The organism is Thalassovita sp., from assembly GCF_034670005.1.
Classification (GTDB): Bacteria; Pseudomonadota; Alphaproteobacteria; order Rhodobacterales; family Rhodobacteraceae; genus Thalassobius.
In genome coordinates, this window is sequence record NZ_JAXMOH010000006.1 from 186,401 (window position 1) to 210,572 (window position 24,172).

Annotated in this window: 17 protein-coding genes and 1 pseudogene; 9 read left to right on the forward strand and 9 right to left on the reverse strand. The window is 56.6% G+C overall.

Annotated features, from left to right (window positions below; all coding sequences use genetic code 11):
* The first annotated feature begins 24 nt into the window (after positions 1-24).
* From VOI23_RS12660 to hisG, 4 genes are all read left to right on the forward strand, one after another.
* The gene (locus VOI23_RS12660) at positions 25-1,911 is read left to right on the forward strand and encodes an acyl-CoA synthetase (RefSeq protein ID WP_323785218.1); all 1,887 of its coding nucleotides are present in this window, start codon (positions 25-27) and stop codon (positions 1,909-1,911) included.
* A 226-nt stretch (positions 1,912-2,137) separates the two neighbouring features.
* Entirely contained in the window at positions 2,138-3,628 is a 1,491-nt protein-coding gene (gene hisS / locus VOI23_RS12665; RefSeq protein ID WP_323785219.1) for a histidine--tRNA ligase, read from the forward strand.
* Positions 3,621-4,706 carry an ATP phosphoribosyltransferase regulatory subunit gene (locus tag VOI23_RS12670; protein WP_323785220.1) on the forward strand — a complete coding sequence of 362 codons (1,086 nt, stop codon included), beginning with the start codon at positions 3,621-3,623 and terminating at the stop codon, positions 4,704-4,706. The genes hisS and VOI23_RS12670 overlap by 8 nt, the downstream gene beginning before the upstream one ends.
* Entirely contained in the window at positions 4,703-5,398 is a 696-nt protein-coding gene (hisG, locus tag VOI23_RS12675; protein WP_323785222.1) for an ATP phosphoribosyltransferase, read from the forward strand. The genes VOI23_RS12670 and hisG overlap by 4 nt, the downstream gene beginning before the upstream one ends.
* Before the next feature lie 142 nt (positions 5,399-5,540).
* Here the strand turns inward: hisG and VOI23_RS12680 are convergent, their stop codons facing one another.
* Positions 5,541-5,972: a DUF1489 domain-containing protein gene (locus VOI23_RS12680; RefSeq protein WP_323785223.1), complete on the reverse strand. Its 432-nt coding sequence runs from the start codon at positions 5,970-5,972 to the stop codon at positions 5,541-5,543.
* A 196-nt stretch (positions 5,973-6,168) separates the two neighbouring features.
* Here VOI23_RS12680 and VOI23_RS12685 point away from each other — a divergent pair, with 196 nt between their 5' ends.
* Entirely contained in the window at positions 6,169-8,433 is a 2,265-nt protein-coding gene (locus VOI23_RS12685) for an adenosylcobalamin-dependent ribonucleoside-diphosphate reductase (RefSeq protein WP_323785224.1), read from the forward strand.
* A gap of 879 nt (positions 8,434-9,312) precedes the next feature.
* Here VOI23_RS12685 and VOI23_RS12690 read toward each other — a convergent pair.
* From VOI23_RS12690 to VOI23_RS12720, 7 genes and pseudogenes are all read right to left on the reverse strand, one after another.
* On the reverse strand, positions 9,313-9,660 hold the full coding sequence (locus VOI23_RS12690) for a hypothetical protein (protein WP_323785225.1): 348 nt from the start codon (positions 9,658-9,660) through the stop codon (positions 9,313-9,315).
* A gap of 252 nt (positions 9,661-9,912) precedes the next feature.
* Positions 9,913-10,374, reverse strand: a complete 462-nt coding sequence (locus VOI23_RS12695) for a hypothetical protein (protein ID WP_323785227.1) — start codon at positions 10,372-10,374, stop codon at positions 9,913-9,915.
* A 400-nt stretch (positions 10,375-10,774) separates the two neighbouring features.
* A complete protein-coding gene (locus tag VOI23_RS12700; RefSeq protein WP_323785228.1) occupies positions 10,775-11,518 on the reverse strand; it encodes an HNH endonuclease in 744 nt (247 codons plus the stop codon).
* Between the two features lie 83 nt (positions 11,519-11,601).
* Complete coding sequence (locus VOI23_RS12705; protein ID WP_323785229.1) at positions 11,602-13,128, reverse strand: AAA family ATPase; 1,527 nt, start codon at positions 13,126-13,128, stop codon at positions 11,602-11,604.
* A gap of 135 nt (positions 13,129-13,263) precedes the next feature.
* A complete protein-coding gene (locus VOI23_RS12710; protein ID WP_323785230.1) occupies positions 13,264-15,762 on the reverse strand; it encodes a S8 family serine peptidase in 2,499 nt (832 codons plus the stop codon).
* Positions 15,763-15,847: 85 nt separating this feature from the next.
* Positions 15,848-16,861: an ATP-binding protein gene (locus VOI23_RS12715; RefSeq protein WP_323785231.1), complete on the reverse strand. Its 1,014-nt coding sequence runs from the start codon at positions 16,859-16,861 to the stop codon at positions 15,848-15,850.
* A gap of 321 nt (positions 16,862-17,182) precedes the next feature.
* Positions 17,183-17,362 (reverse strand): annotated as a pseudogene (locus VOI23_RS12720) (IS3 family transposase); the annotation flags it as partial.
* A gap of 225 nt (positions 17,363-17,587) precedes the next feature.
* Between VOI23_RS12720 and VOI23_RS12725 the strand changes: the two are divergent.
* From VOI23_RS12725 to VOI23_RS12740, 4 genes are read left to right on the forward strand one after another with little or no spacing between them, the layout of a single operon-like run.
* Positions 17,588-18,265 carry a hypothetical protein gene (locus VOI23_RS12725; RefSeq protein ID WP_323785232.1) on the forward strand — a complete coding sequence of 226 codons (678 nt, stop codon included), beginning with the start codon at positions 17,588-17,590 and terminating at the stop codon, positions 18,263-18,265.
* A complete protein-coding gene (locus VOI23_RS12730) occupies positions 18,258-20,450 on the forward strand; it encodes a Mu transposase C-terminal domain-containing protein (protein WP_323785233.1) in 2,193 nt (730 codons plus the stop codon). Before VOI23_RS12725 ends, VOI23_RS12730 begins: the two co-directional genes overlap by 8 nt.
* 3 nt (positions 20,451-20,453) lie before the next feature.
* Positions 20,454-21,425: a TniB family NTP-binding protein gene (locus tag VOI23_RS12735; protein WP_323785234.1), complete on the forward strand. Its 972-nt coding sequence runs from the start codon at positions 20,454-20,456 to the stop codon at positions 21,423-21,425.
* A 2-nt stretch (positions 21,426-21,427) separates the two neighbouring features.
* Positions 21,428-23,251 carry a TniQ family protein gene (locus VOI23_RS12740; protein WP_323785235.1) on the forward strand — a complete coding sequence of 608 codons (1,824 nt, stop codon included), beginning with the start codon at positions 21,428-21,430 and terminating at the stop codon, positions 23,249-23,251.
* Positions 23,252-23,957: 706 nt separating this feature from the next.
* Here the strand turns inward: VOI23_RS12740 and VOI23_RS12745 are convergent.
* On the reverse strand, positions 23,958-24,172 hold a 215-nt coding region (locus VOI23_RS12745; protein WP_323785236.1), incomplete at its 5' end, for a hypothetical protein.

Below are 24,172 nucleotides of genomic sequence, written 5' to 3' on the forward strand. Positions count from 1 at the left end.
GGCCGATTGAGGGAGGACAAAGAGATGCAGTTTGCGTCCATTGCAGATACCATCGCTATCGAACAGGAAATGTCTTGGGAAGACCGCGATGCGCCCAAGACGCTGTATCAGTTGCTGACACGCACTAAGGACGCGCATGGCAACCGCGATGCGGTCACCTTTCAGCTGCAAAGCGGCCCCAAGGACCCGGCCGAAACACTCAGCTGGACGGAATTGCACGCCCGCACCTGTCAGGCCGCCAACATGTTTCGTGATCTGGGTATCGGTGAAACCGATGTGGTGGCCTGCGTCCTGCCCAATTGCAATGAAACCGTCCTGACCATTCTGGGCGGGGCGATCGCCGGGATCATCAATCCGATCAATCCGCTGCTGGAACCGGAACAGATCAGCGCGATTTTGCGTGAAACCAAGGCCAAGGTCGTGGTCACGCTGAAATCCTTCCCCAAAACCGACGTGTCTCAGAAAACCGCCGAAGCGGTGCGCCACGCGCCGGGCGTGCATACGGTTCTGGAAATTGACCTGAACCGTTACCTGACCCCGCCGAAAAGCTGGATAGTGCCGCTGGTACGGCCCAAAAGCGAAGGCGGCAGGCATCACGCCGATGTTCTGGATTTCAACAAGACTCTGAAAAAATATCCCCGTTCGCTGGCCTTTGCCGATGCAACCGGGGACCGGGTTGCCGCCTATTTCCATACCGGCGGCACCACCGGCATGCCGAAAGTGGCGCAGCACCGTTATTCCGGGATCATCTATAACGGCTGGTTGGGCGGGACGCTGCTCTATACCTCCGAAGACAAGGTGATCTGCCCGTTGCCGCTGTTCCACGTTTTTGCCTGTCATGTGATCTTGATGGCGGTGGTCACTTCCGGGGCGCATGTGGTGTTCCCAACCCCGGCCGGGTATCGCGGCGAGGGCGTGTTCGACAATTTCTGGCAATTGATCGAACGCTGGAAAATCACCTTTATCATCACCGTCCCGACCGCGATTTCGGCGCTGATGCAGCGCCCGGTCGATGCTGATGTATCTTCGGTGAAAACCTCTTTTTCGGGCTCGGCACCGTTGCCGCAGGAATTGTTCAACCGCTTTGAAAAGGCCAGCGGCGTCACCATCATCGAAGGCTATGGCCTGACCGAGGCGACCTGTCTGGTGTCGTGCAATCCGGTCGGTGGCGAGAAAAAGATTGGATCGGTCGGTATCCGCTTCCCCTATACCGATGTCCGCATTTTCAAGGAAGTGAACGGTGAGCCGGTTGAATGCGCCGCCGATGAGGTTGGCGAAATCTGCATCTCCAACCCCGGCGTCTGGTCTGGAAATACCTACACCGAGGCGGAAAAGAACAAGCAGCTATACCATTTCGACAAATATCTGCGCACCGGCGATCTGGGCCGGATTGATCCCGATAATTACATCTGGATTACCGGGCGGGCCAAGGACCTGATCATTCGCGGCGGTCACAATATCGACCCTGCCGAAATCGAAGAGGCGCTTCTGGTTCATCACGATGTCGCTTTCGCGGGGGCCATCGGTCAGCCCGACGCCCATGCCGGCGAGGTGCCCTGCGCCTATGTCGAACTGGTCGACGGGGCCAGCGTGACTGGCGAACAGCTGATGGAGCATTGCAAGATCCACGTGCATGAACGCGCGGCGATGCCCAAATTTGTCGAAGTGATGGATGAGTTGCCCAAAACAGCCGTCGGCAAGGTGTTCAAGCCCGATTTGCGTAAACGGGCGATCACCCGGGTTTACAACGCGGCATTGGACGAAGCCAAGCTGAACGCCAAGGTGGTCAGCGTGGTCGACGATAAAAAACGCGGGCTGGTGGCGCGGGTCGAACGCACCGGCGTGGTGCATGACGACGAGGTCGGCCATGTGCTCGGGGCCTTCACCCGGCCGTGGGACTGGGCCGAGTAATCAGTTCAGATACCAGGAATGCAAAACGCGGCCCCTCGGGGCCGCGTTTCTTGTTTAGGGTGACGGGGCAGTGGGCTTCGATCCTCTTGGCCATAGGTCAATTCACCTCAGGGTATTCTTGCCCAGATGAAACTGGATTTGTCTGCCGGTTGGGCCAGTGCTAGCTTGCTCCTCGGGCCTGCATCCGCTAGAGCCGTGCGCGAGTTGAAGGCAAGGACCCAAAACGATGGCCAAGCAGAAAAAAGCCCCCCGTCCCAAGGCAGAAACGCCCAAGGGGTTCCGCGACTATTTCGGTGCCGAAGTGACCGGGCGCGCCGAGATGCTGCGCACGATTGCCGGGGTCTATCATCGATACGGGTTCGATGCGCTGGAAAGCAGCGCGGTGGAAACGGTTGAGGCGCTGGGGAAATTCCTGCCCGATGTCGACCGGCCGAACGAGGGCGTTTTCGCCTGGCAGGAAGCGGATGAAGATGGTCGCGGTGACTGGCTGGCGTTGCGCTATGACCTGACCGCGCCGCTGGCGCGCGTTTACGCCCAGCATCGCAACGATCTGCCGACCCCTTACCGTCGCTTTGCAATGGGTCCTGTCTGGCGCAATGAAAAGCCGGGGCCGGGGCGGTTCCGCCAGTTTTATCAATGCGATGCCGACACGGTCGGCACCGCTTCGATGGCCGCCGATGCCGAGGTCTGCGCGATGTTGTCGGACGCGCTCGAAGCGGTCGGCATACCGCGTGGCGATTACGTGGTGCGGGTCAACAACCGCAAGGTTTTGAACGGCGTGCTGGAGGTGATGGGGGTCGATCAGGGCGAGACCCGCGAAGCGGTTCTGCGCACCATCGACAAGTTCGACAAGGTCGGCGAACATGGTGTGCGCGAACTGCTGGGCAAAGGGCGGCTGGATGCCTCGGGTGCCTATATCGACGGGGTTGGTCTGAGCGCGGAACAGGTCGAGCCGGTGATCCGCTTCCTGACCTCGAAAGGCGCCGATAACATAGCGACTTTGGCCAATCTGCACGCCGCCGTTGGCGACAGCGCGGTCGGGGTGGAGGGCGTCGCAGAGCTGGACCAGATTGCGGGATATTTGGGCGCTCAGGGCTACGGCCCCGACCGGATCGTCATCGACCCCAGCGTCGTGCGCGGCCTAGGCTATTATACAGGCCCGGTTTTCGAGGCCGAGCTGACCTTCGAGATCACCGATGAAAAGGGTCGGCCGCGACAATTCGGATCGGTCGCAGGCGGCGGGCGCTATGACGATCTGGTCAAGCGGTTCACCGGGCAGGCCGTGCCTGCCACCGGCATTTCCATCGGCGTCGACCGGTTGCTGGCCGCGCTGCATGCCAAGGGACGGCTGGACGGGGTGGCCCAGGGGCCGGTCGTGGTCACCGTGATGGATCGCGACCGGATCGCCGATTATCAGGCCATGGTGGCCGAGCTGCGCACCGCCGGTATCCGCGCCGAGGTCTATCTGGGTAATCCGAAGAATTTCGGCAACCAGTTGAAATATGCCGACAAGCGTAATTCTCCGGTGGCGGTGATCGAAGGTGCCGACGAGAAAGAGCGCGGCGTGGTGCAGATCAAGGACCTGATCCTCGGGGCCAAGATCGCCGAGAACGCCACGTTGGAAGAATGGAAGGAACGGCCGAGCCAGTTCGAAGTGCCCCGATCCGATCTGATCGCCAAGGTACGCGAGATTCTGGAAGGGCAGGCCGATGCCTGACAAAGCCAGGATCCGGGCCGAAGCCGCACGACTACGCGCTGCGTTCGAGGCCGAGGGCGCGCAGGTCTTCGAGACTACGATATTGCAGCCCGCCGAGGTTTTGCTTGACCTGTATGGCGAAGAAATCCGCGCCCGCGCCTATGTGACTTCGGACGCGCTGCGCGGCGAACAGATGCTGCGGCCCGATTTCACCGTACCGGTGGTGCAGGCGCATATGGCCTATGGCGCGGAACCGGCGCGCTATACCTATGCCGGAGAAGTGTTCCGGCGGCAGGAAGACGATCCCGACCGGGCCAATGAATATGTCCAGGTCGGCTACGAGGTGTTCGACCGTCACAATCCCATCGATTCGGATGCCGAGGTGTTTTCGGTGATCAAATCCGCTTTGAGCGGACTGGGGTTGCGCGCCGCAACCGGCGATATCGGTATCCTGATGGCTGCGGTCGACGGGTTGCAGACGACGCAGGCGCGCAAGTCGGCGCTCCGGCGTCATATCTGGCACCCGCGCCGGTTCCGTGCCCTGCTGGACCGCTATGCCGGGCGCACAGCCGTTCCGGCGACGCGTCAGGCGCTGCTGGCCGCCGCTGATCCCTTTGCCAAGGCGGGACCCGATATCGGATTGCGGTCGCGCGCCGAGATCGCGGCGCGGATCGCGGCGCTGAAATCCGACGCCGAAGCGACCCCGATATCAAAGCGCGAAGTCGGGTTGCTCGATGCGATCCTGGAGGTTCGTGAAACCTTGCCCAATGCTTTGGAACGGCTGCGCGACATCGCGGTGGATATGCCCGCCATTGGGCCTGCCGTGGACCGGCTGGCGCGGCGCATGGCTGCGCTCGAACGGCGCGGCGTGGATGTTGCGGCGCTCGACTTCGAAGCCAGCTATGGCCGCACGTCGATGGAATATTACGACGGGTTCGTGTTCGGCTTCTATGCCGAAAATCGCCCCGATCTTCCCGCAGTGGCAACCGGCGGGCGCTATGATGCGTTGACCCGGGTGTTGGGGCAGGGCGCCGAAATTCCGGCCGTGGGCGGGGTGGTGCGACCGGGGCTGTTGCTGGAACTGGAGGCGGGACAATGAGCGTGAAGCTGGGCGTGCCCTCCAAGGGCCGGTTGATGGAAAAAACCTTTGAATGGTTCGGTGACCGCGATGTATGGCTCAGCCGGACCGGGTCGGACCGTGAATATGCCGGCCGGGTCGACGGGATCGACGGGATCGAACTGGTGCTGTTATCGGCGGGGGAAATCCCGCGCGAACTGGCCGCCGGGCGCATCCATCTCGGCGTCACCGGCACCGACCTGATTCGCGAAAAGCTGGGCCAGTGGGACCAGAAGGTCGAACCGCTGGCGGAACTGGGCTTCGGTCATGCCGACCTGATCATCGCGGTGCCCGCCTGCTGGGTGGATGTCGACACGCTGGACGATCTTGATGCAGTGGCGGCGGCATTTCGGGCAAAACACGGATTCCGGCTGCGGGTGGCGACCAAATATCACCGACTGGTGCGGGAATTTCTGCGCGATCACGGCGTGGCCGATTATCAGCTGGTCGACAGCCAGGGTGCGACCGAAGGCACGGTCAAGAACGAAACCGCCGAGGCGGTGGCCGACATCACCTCGACCGGCGATACGCTGCGGGCCAATCACCTGAAGATTCTCAGCGACGCGCTGGTGCTGAAGTCGCAGGCGACGCTGTTCCGGTCACGGGTGGCCCCGGTCACCGTCGAAGAACGGCAGACGCTCAAGGCGCTGTGTCACCTGCTGGCGGTCGATTAAGCCGGTTTCTTGCCGCTCCTGCGCGGCCCCCGGTCGAACGGCAGTATTCGAAACAAGAAGAAACTATCTTCTTCTTTTCAAAAATATCCCGGGGACATCGCGCATCGCGCGATGGGGGCAGAGCCCCTGACCCGATACGGCGTCAAAGCACCCCGATTTCGGCCAGCGCCGCTGACAATTCGCTTGGCAGCGCTTCTTCCTGTTGCCGGTGCGCCGCGATATCGGGCGGGCTGTCTTCGGGCGGCAGATAACGCCAGCCTTGGAACGGGCGGCGCGGGGCCTGGGCGGTGCGGTGCAGTTCAGGATCAAGCACGATGGCGCAGCGGCGGATACCATCTTCGCCGATCACCTCGTCGAGCCGCAAAACGCGCTGGCGGCATTGCACCAAGCCCTTGATTACCCAATAGATAGATCCGCCGTTCAGCAGCTCGGAGTCGCGTTTGGGCCACATCCGGGTGACATGCCGGGGCAAACCGTCCGCTGTCTGGGCGCGGCGCAGGGCCTGCCATTCGATCAGGTTTTCCACGCCATCCGAGCCGACGCTCAGTTTGATCAGATTGATGTGCTTATCCACAGTTTACCCACAGAGTCGTCCAGAATTATAACTCGATATTGTAGTCTTCCGGTGGCTGTGGACAAGGTGTTGTGGTACCATGGGCACAAATTTCCCGATTGTGGAAGTTTTGACGTTGAGAGTTCCGGGGTGCCTGTAGTATCGAAGCCGCCACGCCTATGCCGTTCCGATTCACCGAACTTGAAGGACCCGACACATGACCCGTTTCGCCGCGCCCATTTCCGAACAGATCTGGGATATGAAATACCGTCTCAAAGACGCTGACGGCACCCCGGTGGACCGGACGGTCGAAGACAGCTGGCGTCGGATCGCCCGCGCGCTGGCTAAAGCTGAAAAAGATCCCGAATTTTGGGAACAGCGATTCTATGACGCGCTGGAGGATTTCAAATACCTGCCCGCCGGACGGATCACCGCCGGGGCCGGTACCGGTCGCAGCGTGACCCTGTTCAACTGCTTTGTCATGGGCACCATCCCCGACAGTATGGCGGGCATTTTCGATATGCTGAAAGAGGCCGCGCTGACCATGCAACAGGGCGGCGGCATCGGCTATGACTTTTCCACCATCCGGCCACGCGGCGCGGATGTACTGGGGGTGGCGGCGGATGCATCGGGTCCGCTCAGCTTCATGGATGTCTGGGATGCGATGTGCCGCACTATCATGAGCGCCGGCAGCCGACGCGGCGCGATGATGGCTACGATGCGCTGCGATCACCCCGATATCGAGGATTTCATCACCGCCAAATCCGATTCCGCCCGGCTGCGCATGTTCAACCTGTCGGTGCTGATCACCGACGATTTCATGACTGCGGTCAAGGCGGACGGTCCGTGGGAACTGAAATTTGGCGACAAGGTCTATCACACGTTGCAGGCGCGCGACCTGTGGAACAAGATCATGCAGTCGACCTATGATTTCGCCGAACCCGGCGTGATCTTCATCGACCGGATCAACAAGGCCAACAACCTCAGCTATTGCGAAACCATCGCGGCGACCAACCCGTGCGGCGAACAACCCTTGCCGCCCTATGGTGCCTGTCTGTTGGGATCGGTCAATCTGGCGCGTCTGGTCGCCGATCCGTTTGGCAAGGGGGCCAAGCTGGATCAGGATCGACTGGACGATCTGGTGCGGGTCGCGGTGCGGATGATGGACAATGTCGTGGACGTGTCGCAATTCCCGCTGCCCGAACAGGCGCAAGAGGCGCAGAACAAGCGCCGGATCGGGCTGGGTGTTACCGGTCTGGCCGATGCGCTGTTGATGGTCGGCCTGCGCTATGGCAGCGACGAAGCCGCGCATCAGGCCGAAGACTGGCTGCGCCAGATCGCGCGCTCCGCCTATCTGGCCTCGGTCGAACTGGCCAAGGAAAAGGGGGCTTTTCCGCTGTTCGACGCGGACAAATTCCTCGCCTCTGGAACCATGCTGCAAATGGATCACGATGTCCGCGCCGAGATCGCCGAACATGGCATCCGCAACGCGCTGCTGACCTCGATCGCGCCCACCGGCACGATTTCGCTTTACGCCGGCAATGTGAGTTCCGGCATCGAACCGGTCTTTGCCTATGCCTATACCCGCAAGGTTCTGCAGAAGGACGGCAGCCGCACCGAGGAAGAAGTGGTCGATTACGCGGTGCAGATGTGGCGTGACAAATTCGGTGACAGGGAGCTGCCCGACTATTTCGTCAATGCACAGACGCTGGCCCCGCTGGATCACGTCAAAATGCAGGCGGCGGCACAGAAATGGGTCGATTCCAGCATCTCGAAAACCATCAACTGCCCCGAAGATATCAGCTTCGAAGCGTTCAAGGACGTCTATATAGAAGCCTATGAAACCGGCTGCAAAGGCTGCACCACCTACCGGCCCAACGACGTGACCGGATCGGTGTTGAGCGTGAGCGAAGTCAGCGAAAAGGCCCCCGAAGCCGATACCGGCGCTGACGTGATTTATATGTCCGAACCGCTGGATCGGCCCGAGTCGCTGGAAGGTCATACTTACAAGCTGAAATGGCCCGACAGTGAACATGCGATCTATCTGACCATCAACGATGTGGTGATCGGCGGCCACCGCCGCCCGTTCGAGGTGTTTATCAACTCCAAGAACATGGAGCACTATGCCTGGACGCTGGCGCTGACCCGGATGATCTCGGCAGTGTTCCGGCGTGGCGGCGATGTAAGTTTTGTGGTGGAAGAGCTGAAAGCGGTGTTCGATCCGCGCGGCGGCGCCTGGATGCAGGGTAAATATATCCCTTCGATCCTGGCGGCGATTGGCGGGGTGATTGAACAGCATCTGATCCATACCGGCTTTATCGAAGGCGAAGGCATGGGGCTGAAATCGGACCCCAAGGCCGTTGCTATGGCGGTGGGCGAAGCCCCGCGCGGCAAAGCCTGCCCGAGCTGCGGTCAGTTCGATTTGCGCATGGTCGAAGGCTGCATGACCTGTATGAGTTGCGGCCATTCGAAATGCGGCTGAGCGACATCTCTCTGGCTGTCTGTTGTAACTGAAAGGACTAATTGTCCTTTTTGGGTGGTTTTTTGGCCATTCTTGGAAGCATAATGTGACCACCGGGCAGAAACGCCCGGTTGTCGCGGTTTAAGCCCCGAAACACGATGCCCATGGTTCGACTCTGTCCCAAGGGATATGGTGCGGCAGGAATGCCGCCCAAAACCGAATTCGAAGAAATTCCTATCTGGTTTAGAATTCTCCAGAACAGGGGGCAAGCCCATTGCTCCTTGTCGGGGGTGGTGCGGTTGACCTTGGACCAGTGGGTCGTCCGGAACAGTGTAGCTTCCGTGGGATCAACGTGTTGAGTGGGGCAGCTGTGTCTGTTGGCCAAGGCGATAGGTTGTCTCGCCGGGAACGAAAACCCGAGGCACTTGTACTGAGCAAATCTTTTGAGCGCGGAAACGTAAATGGGGCGGCCAAAGGCCACCCCATTTATCGTTGTTTTTTTGTCTGGCTTATGAACGGCTTGTTGTTCGTGCCCGTAGCGCTGCTTCTATCCTGGCATGGGCTCTGAGGGCCTCGTGATGAGAATGTCCGCCATCACAACAGGCGCAAGGCATCAAAGCATCCCCAAGGTCCAGGATCTGATATCCGAGTGCAAGAAACGCCTCCTTCGCCGCAGCAGCCACGAGATTAAGGTGATGCTGCCATTGCATGACCGAAATGCATGCGATTTCCCGTCCTCGCTGATATGGGTGCCGGTCCACCCAGAGATGGACAAATGGCAACCGAAACTTCTGTACAAGCCACATTGAGATGTCGCAGATGTCTTGATGGAGAGGGTAATCCTCGTCGGGGACGGAGCCCAGACGCCCAGCGTGTTGCAGCTGACAGCCCGAGATGGTGTCAGTCGGCATTGCAGAACCGCGCATGCAGTTCACTGATACGAGCGCCATGCCAGCGCAGGGCACCAGAGGCATCGAAATTTCGATCCCGCGCGGCAGCATCTGCAGCTTGCGATGTCTGCTTTGCCAGAAATGTTTCAATCTCCTGAAGCGCTGTTTTAATCATTTTGGCGTCCGGGTGCTGGTTCCCGAAGATGCTATGCAGATCGCAAAGCGCATCAAAGCCCGAAGGCGCATCGAATGCGTCGAACAGATTGCACAGTGCAGGACCGTGACGGCGTAGATGCTGCTCCGTATCTGAGATACGGTCATACGCAGCCTGTGCGATGTTTTCATTGGTGGTGTCCATGGGAGATCTCCTGTTCATGTAGTTGGATTGTTTGGGGTGGGTGCCATTCTGCGGCGTCAGAAAAATCCTGCATGGAGGAGGTGGAAGGTCTGGCGGTGTGCTCCTTTTGTTTGGATCGGAAGGGGTGTGTTTGCTGGTATCAATGAGATTGGTCGTTTTGCGAAAGTACGAAGAAGAAAACTGCTCGCGCTCCAACTTTTCTTGCGAGATCCCCCGCGCCGCCGCCGAGGTGACGAGGCGCGGGGAGACACATCACGCTGGCTGAGTGGTCTCGGTTCTGAATACCCCTGCATCATGGAGGGCCTGCTCCAAGCCATCCGCGAGGAGACAGATTTCCGGAACAATTGGATCATCGGGTTCGAGCAGTGCAAGGTCCGGGCCATCGCTCCAGTCGTCATTGTAAGCGTATTCGAGGAACAGAAGGTTCCGCAGCTCAAGCAATTGACGGCGCAGACGGCGGGTAAATGGACCTGGGCGGTCCAATGCCTCGCGAACGGCATTGATCAGCCGCGCGCCGCGCCGCCCACCAATCAGCAATGCGGCGTGGCCGAGGGCTTCATCGTGGTTTTGGAAATACGCCCGACACGCGTATTCGCGTCCGTTTCCACGGGGGAGTTTGGGGTCGGGGATAATCTTGCTGTAGTACATGGTGCCTCCTGATTGAGAAAGTTGCCAGGTTTCGTCCCAGCGGGTCAGGATGTTTTGGAGGTTCATGTGATCGTCATCTGCTGAGTTGCGCGTCTCATTCTGAGGGCGCGAAAATCAGTCGATGGCGGTGTCTGTCAATTTTCCCTTCATTGCGTATCGTCCTTCTTGATGGCTCCTGGATAAGAGGTTGGCCAAAATTCCCATGACGAAGAAGATTGTGAAAAAAATTTGAAACCCGCTTTCCCTGAGACAATACAACTGCTGTCTAAGACCATCAGGATGCAGTGTGCCGAACAATACTATGACCCCGGAACGCGCAGACGATTGCATGGGGCCCGAAAATCTTGGACCCTTGTTGACGAGCGCAGGGCGCATTCACCCCATAGCCAGAACAGCGTTTCCGAGCGGCGACTTCTTCAGCAGCCTGCTAAATGTACAGGAAACCTTTTACAGCCGACAGTCCGAGTCAACTGCGATACGCTCCAGCGCAATAATTGAGGTTTTGCGCTGCAGCAAAATAGGCCGCCATTTCAATAGTGTTTCCGTGGCGACGGAACACTCTTTCGCCCTGATCTCGGAAGTGATCACTAATCCATTGCTCGCCAAAATTACTTAGGTGTTCTTCTATATCCGCCTCCATCTCAACAAGAACTTGAGCTGAGATGGATTTCATACGGCGCGGCAACTCTAACTTTGTAAAGTGAAAGCTTAAACGATCAGACAAGGCACCGTGGCGAGTATCCAACTGTGCAAAATACTCTAATACTGGCCCGCCTTCCTCAATGTTTAGTCGTGCGAACATCCATTTTTCATTTGGCAGTACATCAAAGTAAGGATGCAGTAAGCTGCGGTTCGCAGCTTCAGGAAGGGAGGTCAACTTTGTATGATTGCAGCCGTGGCATATAGGTACGAGGTTATTTGGGAGCACGTTTAGCTCAGGGAATTGATCTTTTGGTAAGTAATGGTCGACCTCCCAAACCTCTCCAAAACCGCAAAAGGGACATTTCCCAACAAGTGTTCTAATTTGGTCGTACGTTTCGCGCTCGACCCCTTTTTTTGAAACGAGCCGAGAGTCATACACCTTGCTGATCTGTTCTTTTTCTTCATCAGACATTGCCATCGCAACAACTGAATCGGGACGACCTGCCGTGAGCGCGGTTGCGTATGATTCTCCGGCATCCACAACCCGCTGCGTCATCGTTTCAAGCATTGCCCGCCTTTGTGCATTTTGCGTTTGCCCGATACAGCTCCGATAGAGGTCCTCGTGTTCTTTTTGTATGCAATTAATTGATCTCATTGGCCCTCACCCTTAGCAGTGAGCGCCCTGGCAAGAGCTCGGCCTTCAGTGCCGATATTGTTGTCAAACTGGTCAAGAAGATCTTCAAAAACACGCCCGTCGGCATTCTTTCGAATCAGATTAAAGTACCCACTCTCCTCGACTTCGAGCCCGAAGACCTTGCGGGTGAGCATGCCAACGTTTTCCGCAAATGTCTCTATTTCAGGGCGGTCTATTCGCATAGAACTTCCGGAACTGCGTAACACGGAAACGCAGCTCGACGGAACCTCCTGTAAAACAACGGGTGAGTGGGTAGCCAGAATCGCCACCCCGTTTCTTGCCATCAGCAACTCAGATAGAGCTCGAACAAATGATCCTAATAGTGGTGGGTGAAGGTGCGTCTCAGGCTCATCGATAAGTACAAGTGTCCGATCGCTAACGAGTTCTACCAAGCGCGCAATGGTTAGAAGCACAATTTTATGGCCTGAGCTGAGCTCCTCAAATTTCTGTCTAATCTCGTTTCGCATTAGGTCGTCAGGATCTTCCAAAAGGCTGGGAAAATTTAAGGCTTTTATTCCAGGGTCTGACTCCAGCACCTTAAGAGCCTTAATCCAGCGTTCCAACCGGCTGGCGTCGGCAATGATGGACCACAGACAATCATCAAACTCAGACGTCATGTCATCCGAAGATTTTAGAGTGATGTCCTCTTCCGCTTCTCCATCAGAGAATTTCTTTATTCCGACGTATTGGTATGGAACGCCACGCTTCGTGCGATTAGTTCCCTTGTTGATCGGATTTAGTCGATCGAACACGCTGTATGCGACTACCACAAGGTTGAGAAAGTCAGTTTCGGCATCGGATTCCTTGTCCAGAAATTCAAACCGCCCTGGTAGGCTGATCGTAGCAGCTTTGCTTTCTGTAAGTGCGTCCGCCATTCCTGCGATTAGGCGAGTTTTGCCAACACCGTTTCTCCCAATGAGCACATGAATATTGCTTGGCGGCAGTGTTTCTGGCTCGACCTGAAAATGGCAGAATTCTTCCTCAGCGCCAATGTATGGACGAAATAAATACTTGAAACTAAATGATGTCAGTTCGCTACTTCCAGCAAGAATCCTTGGAAAACTAACCTCTACATCTCTTACTGAAACCCATCGAAGAAGCGACGACCCCATCGCTTCTTCTTCCCGAAACTCAGCCCAAATATCAAGATTTTTAACACAATCTCGGACCCCGTCCAAATAGGAATTGCGTAGCGGCACATCAATTTCAGCAAGTCCTAAATAGTAGTCCCTGTCGCCGCCGAGCGAGCAGTAGGTTGGCCCCAAGCCATCCGAATTTCTCGGAATCCTAACTCTGCCGGACTCCATTCCCTTGGACATAATCTTTAGAGATCCCAAGTCGTAACGGGTGCCTTGAGAATCAAAAAGGGTTGCCTTGAACGCTGTCTTAAAGCCGAAGTCATCCCAGCCGTCATCAGACAAAACACAAAGGTTTTTATGTGTTTCAAAATCTCCGGGCGGATATGTCTGGTTAATAAACTTCATTTTTCACCTTCAAAAGAATTTTAAGAGTTCAGCAAGGTTCAAGGGTATTGCTGCAAGTGTGTTAGTCGTACCCGTCATTCTCCGGAATTGATCTTCCGGCTTATCGTAAAAAATATGATCTCCTCGCGGCGGGTTTCACTCCTCGGACCGTACACCAACTCTCAATTTTTCCTCGATTTCTTGGTGAATGTCGAACGAGGCTCCAGACTCGACCTCGATAGTAACTACCAGGGCAAACGGAATATCGTCGTCGGGGCTAAGGCCGCCGCCTGAGCTATCACGACACTGAACGCGAATAGGCAGGTCCAATCCTTCACCGAAACTTGGAACCGTTGCCGCATTGTGAATGAGTCTGCGGGACCAGACCGTACCTCGCCCAATTAAATTTTTATCCAGTTGGTCTGACTTCATTGCGAGAGCCCATCCATCATCTGGGATCAACTCACCAAACATGTCATAGCCATGTGCAACTGCATCGAGCGCGGCCAGTCGATACCGGGCTCTGGTCGGGCGTACCGGCGAAAACCAAGCAATGGTTGCGAGCATTGAGCGGCCTATACGCTCCCCACTCAAAGACGGGGGAAGTGGCACTTGGAAAATTGCTGCTTTGTCTTTTCGGAGCGTCCCGAGGCCTACAAGTGTAGCACCAGTAGGTGGGGCTTCCCGCATCCTGATGCTGTCGAGAAGTCCGTGTCCATAATACCGAGAGACCTCTTCGCGCGCTCTTGCATGCTGTCTTGGATTAGGTGCGCACTCTTGCGCAAAGCGTGTGACTGCTGTTTCCGGCCATGCAGACGCATTGATGCTTAACGCCTTTGTCAGCAGAGCTTTGTCGCGTGGGGTTAGTGGAGTATCAGCGTAGGGCCCATCAGACTCCATAAGAGACGCTATAGAGAAAAGACCCGCTCGGGATGCCAACGCGTTCGCACAACTTGTACCTCGTGTTCTATAACTCCCCGCAACGCCCCTTTGGACACTGGCCACATGAAGTCCAGTTCGTTGGGTTTTGTCGATCACACGTAGAGCAACCCCTGCTGACCCAGCTGATGACACCCGCAGCTCATGCTCGCCCGCTGTTGCCAGGAAATCGGGTTTGATTGATCGAAAAGCACCAAGGCCAATTGCTGATGACAAAGCTGGGAAAACTTGCCCGTTGTTATGCAACGCGATTGTTCCGGCAGGTGAAGGTGCCGCGGGTTCGGTAAGGTCTTGAGAACTTGCGCCAACAGTTAAAACGTTCATTGCTTCCGCTGGAGCCATCAGAGTACGGGTATGTCTGTTCTCCTTTAGAGCTGTTTCAACGAGCATTCGTCGTTCAGCAGGTTCTGCGTCCTCAAAATTCATATAAGTCGTGCCAGGAATAGTCAGGCTCGCTGGCACATTGCCTGCCGCAACCATGAATAGAAGCCCGTGCCGTTCGGACCACCAATCGAGTAGCCGTGCAAGAGATCCAATTTTTCCAGCAAAATGCGCATTTCTTATACCAACAGAAAAGTTAACGAGATGAGCTTCAGGCGCGAGCGCATCATCGCCGAGAAAGGCTCGTGCCAGGGCCACATGAACCAGATCTACGAAAAGACGATCGTTGGGTGACGACGCGCCATTCTCGTCGTCGACAAGGATAGGTATCGCCAGAAGGCGTGTGTCTGGGACTGGGACGCCATCAGCTTTCAAATCGCCGCGTAGGATGAGCGAAGCCATGGAAGTGGCATGGCGACGGTGTTCTACTTGAGACAGTGGTACGAGTTCATGTACATCCTCAATTATCACTCCATCGTTAAGTGCTGGGTGTGCTGCAATAGGCGTACCGTCCAGTAACACGACCCTAAAAGGAGCATTTCCGTCGAATGGTTCGAGAGGGACATCCTCAAGAACATGTTGGGTGCCGCTTTTGTCTGGGAGCGATTGTGCGACCATTTGCGGCAAAATGAACTGCAGACCGTCAAGGGTTGCGATACCTTCGGGAGCCATTGGATTATCAAGCATCGCCCGCACTGATGCATTTGGCATTTCCGCTAAGACGGCCTGATAAATGAAATCGGCCTCATCAATTGCGCTTGTAGCAAGAATTCGGCCACCGAGGCCTACAATTTTCGCTTGAGTTTCTCGCTGCCAGCGAGCCCGCAATGAGGCATTTGCGGTCGGCCAAATTTCTAACTCAAGTCGAAGCGGACTTTCATCGTCTTGATCCAATCGATAGGCGAGTTCATCGCGTACTTCGGCGGTCAATCGATCTTGAGGCCCCCAAACGCGAACATCGGAAAGCATGGCAAAGAGGTTCCACCAAGGTGCATAGCCCAGCTCTGCCTTCTCTTGTGCTTGGTAGGATCGCCATAGCGATAGTAGCTTTTCGAGTTCTGCCGTCGAAGGCATCGTGGCGTACAGAGTAGGGGCGGCGTTTTCAGCATAGTCATCAATCATCTCGTCTGGAATTTCATGGTCGTCACCCAGACGGTCTTCGATTAAGAGCTCGAAGCCAGCCTTTGCTGCTGCTTTCTGAAAATTCTGTATCGGTAACAGTGACTCGAATACCAGAGCGCGTTCCGGAGCAATCCCTGCCGGATCTTGACGAAGTAATACGTCGGCATTTTCACCACGGAAAGCATCGTCGAGTCGCGAAAACGTGTCGCCCAATCGAGCGTCCTGACCTTGTCGGCCAAGACCTTTAGGGCGGCGGCGTTTGTCCTGCCGACCAGGTAGGCGAGAATCCAAAGTGGGTTCAGGTAGTCGTAGAATCGGCCTTTCGCTCATCGCCAGCTATCTTTCCGTGCTGTGATACCCACGCATTAACGCGGTCTTTCACCAACGTTCTAAAAGTGACGTTGCCTTGTGCGAGGGCACGCCGGCGATGGATATCCATAAAAAAATCTTCTGCTTCCGAATAATTTTGTGGGCAGACCGCAGCTCTAAGACGCTTGGCCGTATATCCAAAGTTGTCTTCGAACTCCCTAATACGCAAGGCAAAAAATTCGGTCATCTGTTCGTCGCTTGGCCTGGGAAGATCGAGCTTGATCTCGAAACGCCGCCAGGTAGCACGATCAAGAAGTTCCGGGTGGTTGGTGGCTCCGATCAAGACACAATACGACGGAAGGTCATCAAGTTGCATCAGTAGAGTTGTGACTACGCGCTTGATTTCTCCGGTTTCGTGGGTATCACCGCGTTCCTTGCCGATTGCGTCAAACTCATCAAAAAAGAGGACGCACGGTTCTGTGCGAACGAAGTCGAACATGCGCCGCAGGCGAGTTGCCGTATCTCCGAGATAGCTGGTTATGATAGCGTCATATCGTACAACAAAGAGTGGGAGGGCCAATTCGTAGGCGATGCCTTCCGCCAACGACGTCTTACCATTTCCAGGAGGTCCCGTTAGCAACAATCGGTGGCGTGGCTCCAAACCATGGGCTCGGAGCACGTCAGCGCGTTGCTGCTCTTCAACCAATTCAAGACATGCGGTTCGTGTGGCCTTCTCAAGGAATAGATCCCCCATAGGTCGGTTAGGTTCGCGTCGCTGAATTCCTCCACCACCATCTCTAAGACGCGATGCAGGTGCCGCTGTGCGGGCGTTAGCAGTCGATGAGGGTGTAATCGTTAGCGCGCGCGCGATCCGGTCAGCTACACCAGTGTGTTTCTTGGCGCGCTCGTCCGCTGCTATGGCCTCCGCCATCATGCGAACTGACGCTTGATCACCCGCCACGCCAGCTTTCACGAGGTCTATGAGAAGATCGCTACGTGCCACAGTGCTCCGTATCCTTAAATCAGCCGCCTATTTTAAGAATAATAGACAGATTTGATCAATTGTCACCCGATTACCGAAATTGTTTGATACAGTTAAGCAAGATGACGCTCCACGATTGAAGCCGCCGCCGTAGACTACTTCGAAATATGGATCAAGCTGCGTAACCGCCCTTGAAAGCTTTGGAGCTGTGCGACTGGGCTGGTTAGGCAAATCAAATTTGCTCGTTGAGCCCCAAGCAGCCAAGGCCTCTCGAACCATATTTGTCCGCAAACCCCGAGCAGTACTGCTGCTCAGGGTGACCTGCCCCTGCCGGCCCCTCATTCATAGCGAGAGACTGCAGGTTGGGTTTGGGTATTCGGGTTTCCCGTCGGGCGCAAGCGCGCCGGGCGCGGGGTCCCCAAATTCCTCAAGCGTTCGGCGCGTTTGCAGCGGTGTTTGGTTGTCCAGGGACGAGTGCGGCCTGACCGTGTTGAAATCGTAGCGCGAGAGGGGGCTCTTGCGTGGCTTGCGTTGCATACGGGGAAGGTGTTGACATAAGCCATGTACCTGCAGTTCGAAGACAGTGAATGCAGTATAAATTAATAAAAACTAAATACTTATACGATTTCTGGAAAAATTCCTTCCGGAAAAATCCAATCGGCCAATCTCCTCTATAGTTCGAGGGCGGCAGGTTGTTCTCGACAGTGCAGCAATGGGCAAAGCCCCTCAGTCGAGAAGAGATCGAGCATGTTGGAATTGCCGGACGGCAACATCGTACTCCCCCGTCCCCCGCAGAACGCGCGGAAAGTCGCGAAGGGGCGCCGAAACCATTTCACGGGACAGACCAACGTCGGTGCTGACGAGGAGAGCGGAATGGACATTGAGAGCTACACGGAGCTCCAGGTCCTGCTTGCGCTGCTTGCGCGCCCCGGGACTGTGCATGTCGAGAACCAGGTCGAGTTCTCGTTCACCGCACCGGATGGTGGCAAAAATCGCCACTTCTTCGACTTTCGCGCCACTAAGGCCGATGGTTCACGAACGGCGATCATGGTGAAGGCCGCCTATCGGTTTGGGCAGGCGAAGATGCGTGAAGAGCTCAGCTACATCGCATCCAAGGTTCCGAAGAGCTTCGCCGACAGAGTCGAGGTCGTGACAGAGAAGAACCTGTTGCCCTCAGAGATTTACAACTCCGAAATGATGCACCAGATGCGTCGTCCTGTTCCGGACGCCGACGCCGCCGCGCGCCAAGCAATACGAAACATCCGCGGTCACGTGCTTATCCGCGATCTGGTCGAAGTCATAGGTTATGGCGGCGATGGGTTCCAGGCACTTGTTCGCCTGATCCGCTCCCATGAACTGAAGCTCACGCGGCAGGAACGCATCTCCTACGAAACCTACGTCACCCGGAGTCACTACGATGCTTGATTTCGTCAAGAGCGCATTCGCGCCCCGCTACACATTCGAGAACGTCGACACCATCTTCATCCGTGGGCGCCAGTATCGCTACATCTCGTCCCATGGGGATTGCCATTACTTTGTACCGGCTGACGGCCAAGGACCCCGGGAAAAATACGACAATGCCACCATCGCGGAGATGCTCGAAACTGGGCATTTCGACCACCGTCCGGACCGTGAATTCAACTACCTGACGGAAATGCCGCCCGAGATGCTGAGTCTGTTGGGTGACGAGGAAAAGCGACGCGGTTCGGAACGCGAAGCCATCGTTTTGGCATTCCTCGAAAAATATCAGGACGGAAAGATTAAACGCACGGATACATCGATCCGTGAGGGAATGGATAGCATTCTGGGTGCGGCAGCGAGAATGATGAGGGATTACGACACCCGTGCGACAATCCGCGAAACCGTGAGCCCGCGCTCCTTGCGTCGTTGGGTCTCAGCATACGAGAAGGATGGTCTGGCTGGACTATACGACGATGTCTCACAACGGGGAAACTACGGACGTAAGCTGACGGAAGAACAGCGCTTCTTTATGTATTCCAAGCTCCCGGGATACCTGAGTGAGCTGAAAAAGACGCCGGCCAACATCGTGAAGGATGTCCGGAATGCGTTTACCGCGGAAAACGCGGAGCGCGAAGCCGAGGGGCGAACGGACCTATTGAAATGCCCCTCACGCGTCACGATCCTGGCCGCAATTCATCATCTTGCACCCTTCCGTGTGAAACTGGCCCGTGAGGGCGCGGACGCAGCCATGCGTGCTTTTTCTCCGGTGGGGGAGGGGATCGATGTCGAGCGCCCGTTGCAGCGTGTGGAGATGGATGAACAGAAAATCGACCTGGTGTCTCTCATGGCGGACTCAGGGCTCCTAAAAATGATGACTGATGAAGAAAAAGCGCAACTCGGTCTGGACGGGTCGATAAAACGGTGGTGGATCACCGTTCTTCTCGATGTGCGCACGCGGTGCATCTTGGGAATGACCTTGTCGCGCACCCCTTCCGCGAAGAGCGGGTTGCGCGCCGTTGAGATGGGGATGCGCGACAAGGGGGTCTGGGCCAGCGCCGCCGATGCTCAAGAAACGTGGTCGGAACACGGTCTGATGGGGACCCTCGTCACAGACTGCGGCAAACAATTTGTAGGACATGATTTCCGAACGAGGCTCTGCGACCTCGGGATTACTCTGGTTCATTGTCCTGGTGCACGGCCGTGGCTAAAGCCCTATATCGAGCGTGTTTTCAGAACGATTTCGTCCCAGTTGATGCCGCGGCTGTCTGGCTGCACGTTCGGCAGCATCCTGCGAAAGGGCAGCAGCAAACCCAAAGAAAAGGCAGCGCTTACCGTGGACGAGCTCTGCACGGTACTCGTCCGCTGGATCGTCGATGTCTACCACAACGAACCTCATGAGGGACTGTACGAGGAAACACCGCGCGATTGCTGGAACCGGCTCACAATGCAGTACGGGGTGACGCCGCCGCCGTCTTTGCGGCGCCGACGGCTGATTTTCGGAGAAGAGCTGTCGCGGACGCTCCAGAAAGACGGGCTCACCGTTGCAGGCGTGCACTATCATTCCAAGGCACTCGCGACGCACATGCTGCACAACCCTGACCGGAAGATGGAGATCCGTTATTATCCCGAGGATATCGGCGCCATTTGGGTCAAGATCGGAACCCAGTGGACGGAGGTTTTTGCCGTCCATCGCTGTTTTCATGGGGTCTCCTATCAGAAATGGCGGATGGCACATCGTGAATTGCGGGCCAAACATACAAAGGCCGCCGAGCTCAAAAGCCGTGTCGTGCAGCAGGCGCTCGATTATATCGAGAGTCTGAACGCCGACGCGATGGCAAAGGTCGGCCTGGTCCTCGACACGATCGATGCCGAGACGATTGATCGCCATGAGCGTGAGGCTTTCATTGGCTTCCACGTCTATGACGGCTGCGATGAGGAACCTCCGCAGACTAACCTGGGCGACTTCGGTACCAGCCTTCCGACTGCCGGGGATACGGCCAGCGTCCATGCAAATGAGGCACCCCGCGCGCCTGCTGAAGAAATTTCTTCCGACCCTCCCGAGACGATCCAATTTACTGATTGTCAGCCCGCCAACGACGATGACGACGGCGAGGATGACAACTTCATCCTTCAGCTCAGGGACAAATAAAGCATGACACAGATTTCTGTCGAAGCCCAGCTGGCCGCCTTGGATCGCGCGGCCGACAAATACATTCCGACCGAACGAGACGACCAGTTCCTGCTGCGTCTCAACCGTCTTCTCGCGCGTGACAGCCAAGGAAAGTCGATTGCGTCACCGCGCAAAGATCGCGGAACAGGTGACGCGCAGGGGCTTTTCGTAATGGAGGCTGCCGGCGGAGGTAAAACCTCGCTGGTCATGCATGGTCTCAAGACGCATCCGCTTCTCCAATCCAGGGGCGAGGGCCACATGCCCTGGATCATGTTGGATGCAGCTCCGAGCCCGGCCACGACAAAAGCCCTCGGCATCGCGATCCTCGATAAGACCGGATACACGAGTGTCTCAAGATCCAGTAATGAGCAAGAGATCTGGAAGATGGTAAAGCACCGTTTGGGTCTGCTGAATACGGTAATCGTGTGTATCGATGAGGGGCACGACCTTCTCGGGACTGCCAGCGCTTTCGAGATCCGCAATATGCAAAAGCGCTTGAAAAACCTCATGCAGGGAGAGGGCGCCGTCAGCGTAATTCTCATTGGCATCGATGAACTGCGGCACCTGGCTGCCTATGACGACCAAATCAATCGCCGATACCAGAAGCTGTCCTTCGTTGATATTTCCCCGGTTCGGGACGAGCGTCTCTTGAAGGGAATCCTTCATACCTTGTGTGCGGAAGTCGGGATCGCCGCTCCGAAAGAGCCGGACCTTGTCGAACGTCTCGTGCACGCCAGCCGCCGACGGTTCGGGTGGTTTATCAAGAATACTCTCAGGGCGCTGGAAATCGCGGTTGAGGCAGGCGAGTCGCGCCTTGAGAAGGCTCATTTCGCGGAGGACTGGGCTGTACAGGAAGACGCGGAAGTCGGTAAGAACGTGTTCTTGTCGAACGCTTGGTCGAAGATCGACCTCTCTGAGAAGCCCCTTCCGCCCCGAGACAAAAAGGGCCGGTGATCATGCTGTTTCCATTCCTGTCGTTCGATCCTATCGAAACGCCTCTGTCATATGCCGCCCGCTTGGCTCGCTTTCATGCCGCCAAGCCAATGGTTCCGTTTCTGAGGGATGTGCAGATCCGCCCGGAGTCGATTGCGTCTTCAGAATCGGGCGCTATCGCAAGGCTGGCGGAGATTTCGGGTGCGCCGCTGGATGATCTGCGCCGAAATGCTGCAGTCCGCCAGGGTAAACGGACATATGATCTCCGTGGTGAGCTGGTCACCGCCGAGTTCCTGTCAAACCCGCACACCGTATTCTGCCCGGCCTGCCTGGCAGAGGACGATAAGATGGGATGGCGCCGTGGACGATGGCTCTGGACGCTTTCGGTTGTGCGGACGTGTCCCCACCACGAAATTGCGCTGGTGCGCCAAGCGCAGGCCGCTTGGGACGACAAGCTTCACGAGCTGGATTGCCGGGTCCCTGAACGGGGCGGCGAACTCCAGGCAATGATGGAGAATTCAGCGCGTCGCTCGGTCTCGCCGCTGCAGAGCTACGTGCATGGTCGCCTGGAAGGAATTGTTGGCCCAGATTGGCTGGATGCGCAAACCCTTGATCAGGCAAGCCGCGCAACGGAGCTTTTGGGTGTGCTGGTCGCCTACGGGCCGACGCAGAAGCTCCCGGAGCTCACATCTGACGATTGGGATCATGCCGGTCGCGTTGGCTTCCAATTTACGTCGCGCGGCGAGGACGGCATCCGGGAGGCGCTCATGACGCAATTCCGGAAATTCGACGACGCGACAGGCACGCCTGGTGCCCGCAAGATCTTCGGGTGCTTCTATAATGCCTTGGCGCACTCGAAATCGCTCAAGGAGCCAGGGGACATCGCGCGCATACTCCGCGACGTCATTACCGAGAACATCGCAATGCCGGCTGGGACGAAGGTGCTGGGCGTCGAACTTCCCGACCGCCTGTTGCACACGGTCGCATCCCTGGCCAAGGAGCAATCCCTCGACTCTCGGACCCTGAGCAACGTGCTGGTTGCCGCGGGGGCGATCCCGGAGAATGCACCGGCACATTTCCCGATCCCGGTGGGTGAGGGTCGCTCTATCGCAGGACGGATGAAGCGCACTGTGAACGTGATCTCGCTTTGGAAGAACATGGACTTCACACGGCCGATCGTCGATCAGCTCTTCGACGATCGGCTTCTTACTCCCATCTATTACGGGAATCCGGGAGCGAGGGGCCGGACACAGAAGGCTGTGGATCGCGAGGAGATTGCCATGCTGGTTGGTAAGCTTCAGGCGAAATCGGCCGAGCTGAATGCTGAGACCGCCGCGCTCGTGCCTATTTCGAAAGCTGCAGAAAAGGCCAAGGTGCCGGCCATTACCGTGGTGCACATGATCCTCGGTGGCTTCCTTGAGCGCGTCTTTCGTTTGAAGGGCCAAGATGGGATCAGCGCTCTTCGGGTGGATCCCGCGGAGGTCAAGCAGCACGCGGCAGCCTGCATGGCGGGTCTTCAACCGGCTGCTGCCTTCGGCGCGCTGAAGATACCGAGGGATGTTGGCTGGCGTCTGGTGGACCGATGCCCAAAGGAGGTGAGCTTGGCGGTCAATTGGGTTGTTAGCCCTGACGCCAGTCATCGGATCCCACAGTTCGAGCCGGCAGTCATCGCTGACTTCAAGGCCAGGTTCAGTCATCCGGCAAGGATTGCCGAACTTTATAACCTGCAGATCGGGGAAGTGGTCAGGCGACTGAAACGGCGGAGCATTCGGCCGGTGTTGGCCAAATCCGAGATCGGCCTGGATTTCTACCGGCATGACGATCTGAAGCCGGAGCTATTCACTTAATATATAGTGGCTTACCGGCCCGTTCATCGCATGAAATTTATGAAGCTGCCCGAGAGGGCGGCTTTTTTCATGTCTTGGTCTCGATTGGTTTGGAAAAAATGCAGTGGCCAAGTTATGCTTACAAGCAGTGGTCAGCATATGCTTCCATAGTGGCCAAATTTCATGAAAGCCTCGATAAATTATTCAATGAAATCAATAAGGGTGTTCTTCATAGTGGCCAATAAGTCCTTACCGCTACATCTGTTGTCCGACACCCAAACACCGACGTTACGACAAAAGACGGTTTTTGATCGGGGCCGCTATCACTTGCCAGAGTGGTTCTAGGGAAATATCGATCATGAGGGAGGGCTACGGCCCTTCCTTTTTTCGTCTTATCTCTCTCATGTCCCATGCGGCTGTGTAAGCGCCGATAGTGTTCGTTGACGGGCAATTTGCAAGGAGGGGATCGGGATGCGCTTAAAAAGAGGATCCGCCGAGCCCTAACAGGGGCGGATTCCCGAAGACGCCTAATCGGACTTGGTGCTGGGCACCCATTGCCGGAGCGCACCGCAAAGATAGGCACTCGGGAGCCGTTGTGGCAGCTACAGAGTTGACTACGTACGGAAGCATCCTTCCGATATGGGTAGGCTTGTGAGTCTATAGATTGTCTTTGATTGCCTGTCGCTCATAGATAGCCCCGTAGTCAATCTGAGGTGCCCCTAGTTTCCTAGACACCTGCCTTGTTCAGATTGAGCTGTCTGGTTTCGAAGTCAACCATTGCCGGCAGGTGATTGCATGCAATCACCGAGAGGGGGTGACGTGCTCCCCTGAAAAGTCCGCAGTTTGAGGTTAGTCTGTTCTCTGACGAAGGAGACAGACGATGAAGAGAAGCCGTTTCAGCGAAGATCAGATTATCGGCATCCTGAAGGAGCACCAGGCTGG

Bases quoted from the DNA above. Each gene is read 5' to 3' on its own strand.
- VOI23_RS12660 (WP_323785218.1), top strand. From the start codon at position 25: ATGCAGTTTGCGTCCATTGCAGATACCATCGCTATCGAACAGGAAATG.
- hisS (WP_323785219.1), top strand. From the start codon at position 2,138: ATGGCCAAGCAGAAAAAAGCCCCCCGTCCCAAGGCAGAAACGCCCAAG.
- VOI23_RS12670 (WP_323785220.1), top strand. From the start codon at position 3,621: ATGCCTGACAAAGCCAGGATCCGGGCCGAAGCCGCACGACTACGCGCT.
- hisG (WP_323785222.1), top strand. From the start codon at position 4,703: ATGAGCGTGAAGCTGGGCGTGCCCTCCAAGGGCCGGTTGATGGAAAAA.
- VOI23_RS12685 (WP_323785224.1), top strand. From the start codon at position 6,169: ATGACCCGTTTCGCCGCGCCCATTTCCGAACAGATCTGGGATATGAAA.
- VOI23_RS12690 (WP_323785225.1), bottom strand. From the start codon at position 9,660: ATGGACACCACCAATGAAAACATCGCACAGGCTGCGTATGACCGTATC.
- VOI23_RS12695 (WP_323785227.1), bottom strand. From the start codon at position 10,374: ATGAACCTCCAAAACATCCTGACCCGCTGGGACGAAACCTGGCAACTT.
- VOI23_RS12700 (WP_323785228.1), bottom strand. From the start codon at position 11,518: ATGCTTGAAACGATGACGCAGCGGGTTGTGGATGCCGGAGAATCATAC.
- VOI23_RS12705 (WP_323785229.1), bottom strand. From the start codon at position 13,128: ATGAAGTTTATTAACCAGACATATCCGCCCGGAGATTTTGAAACACAT.
- VOI23_RS12725 (WP_323785232.1), top strand. From the start codon at position 17,588: ATGTTGGAATTGCCGGACGGCAACATCGTACTCCCCCGTCCCCCGCAG.
- VOI23_RS12730 (WP_323785233.1), top strand. From the start codon at position 18,258: ATGCTTGATTTCGTCAAGAGCGCATTCGCGCCCCGCTACACATTCGAG.
- VOI23_RS12735 (WP_323785234.1), top strand. From the start codon at position 20,454: ATGACACAGATTTCTGTCGAAGCCCAGCTGGCCGCCTTGGATCGCGCG.
- VOI23_RS12740 (WP_323785235.1), top strand. From the start codon at position 21,428: ATGCTGTTTCCATTCCTGTCGTTCGATCCTATCGAAACGCCTCTGTCA.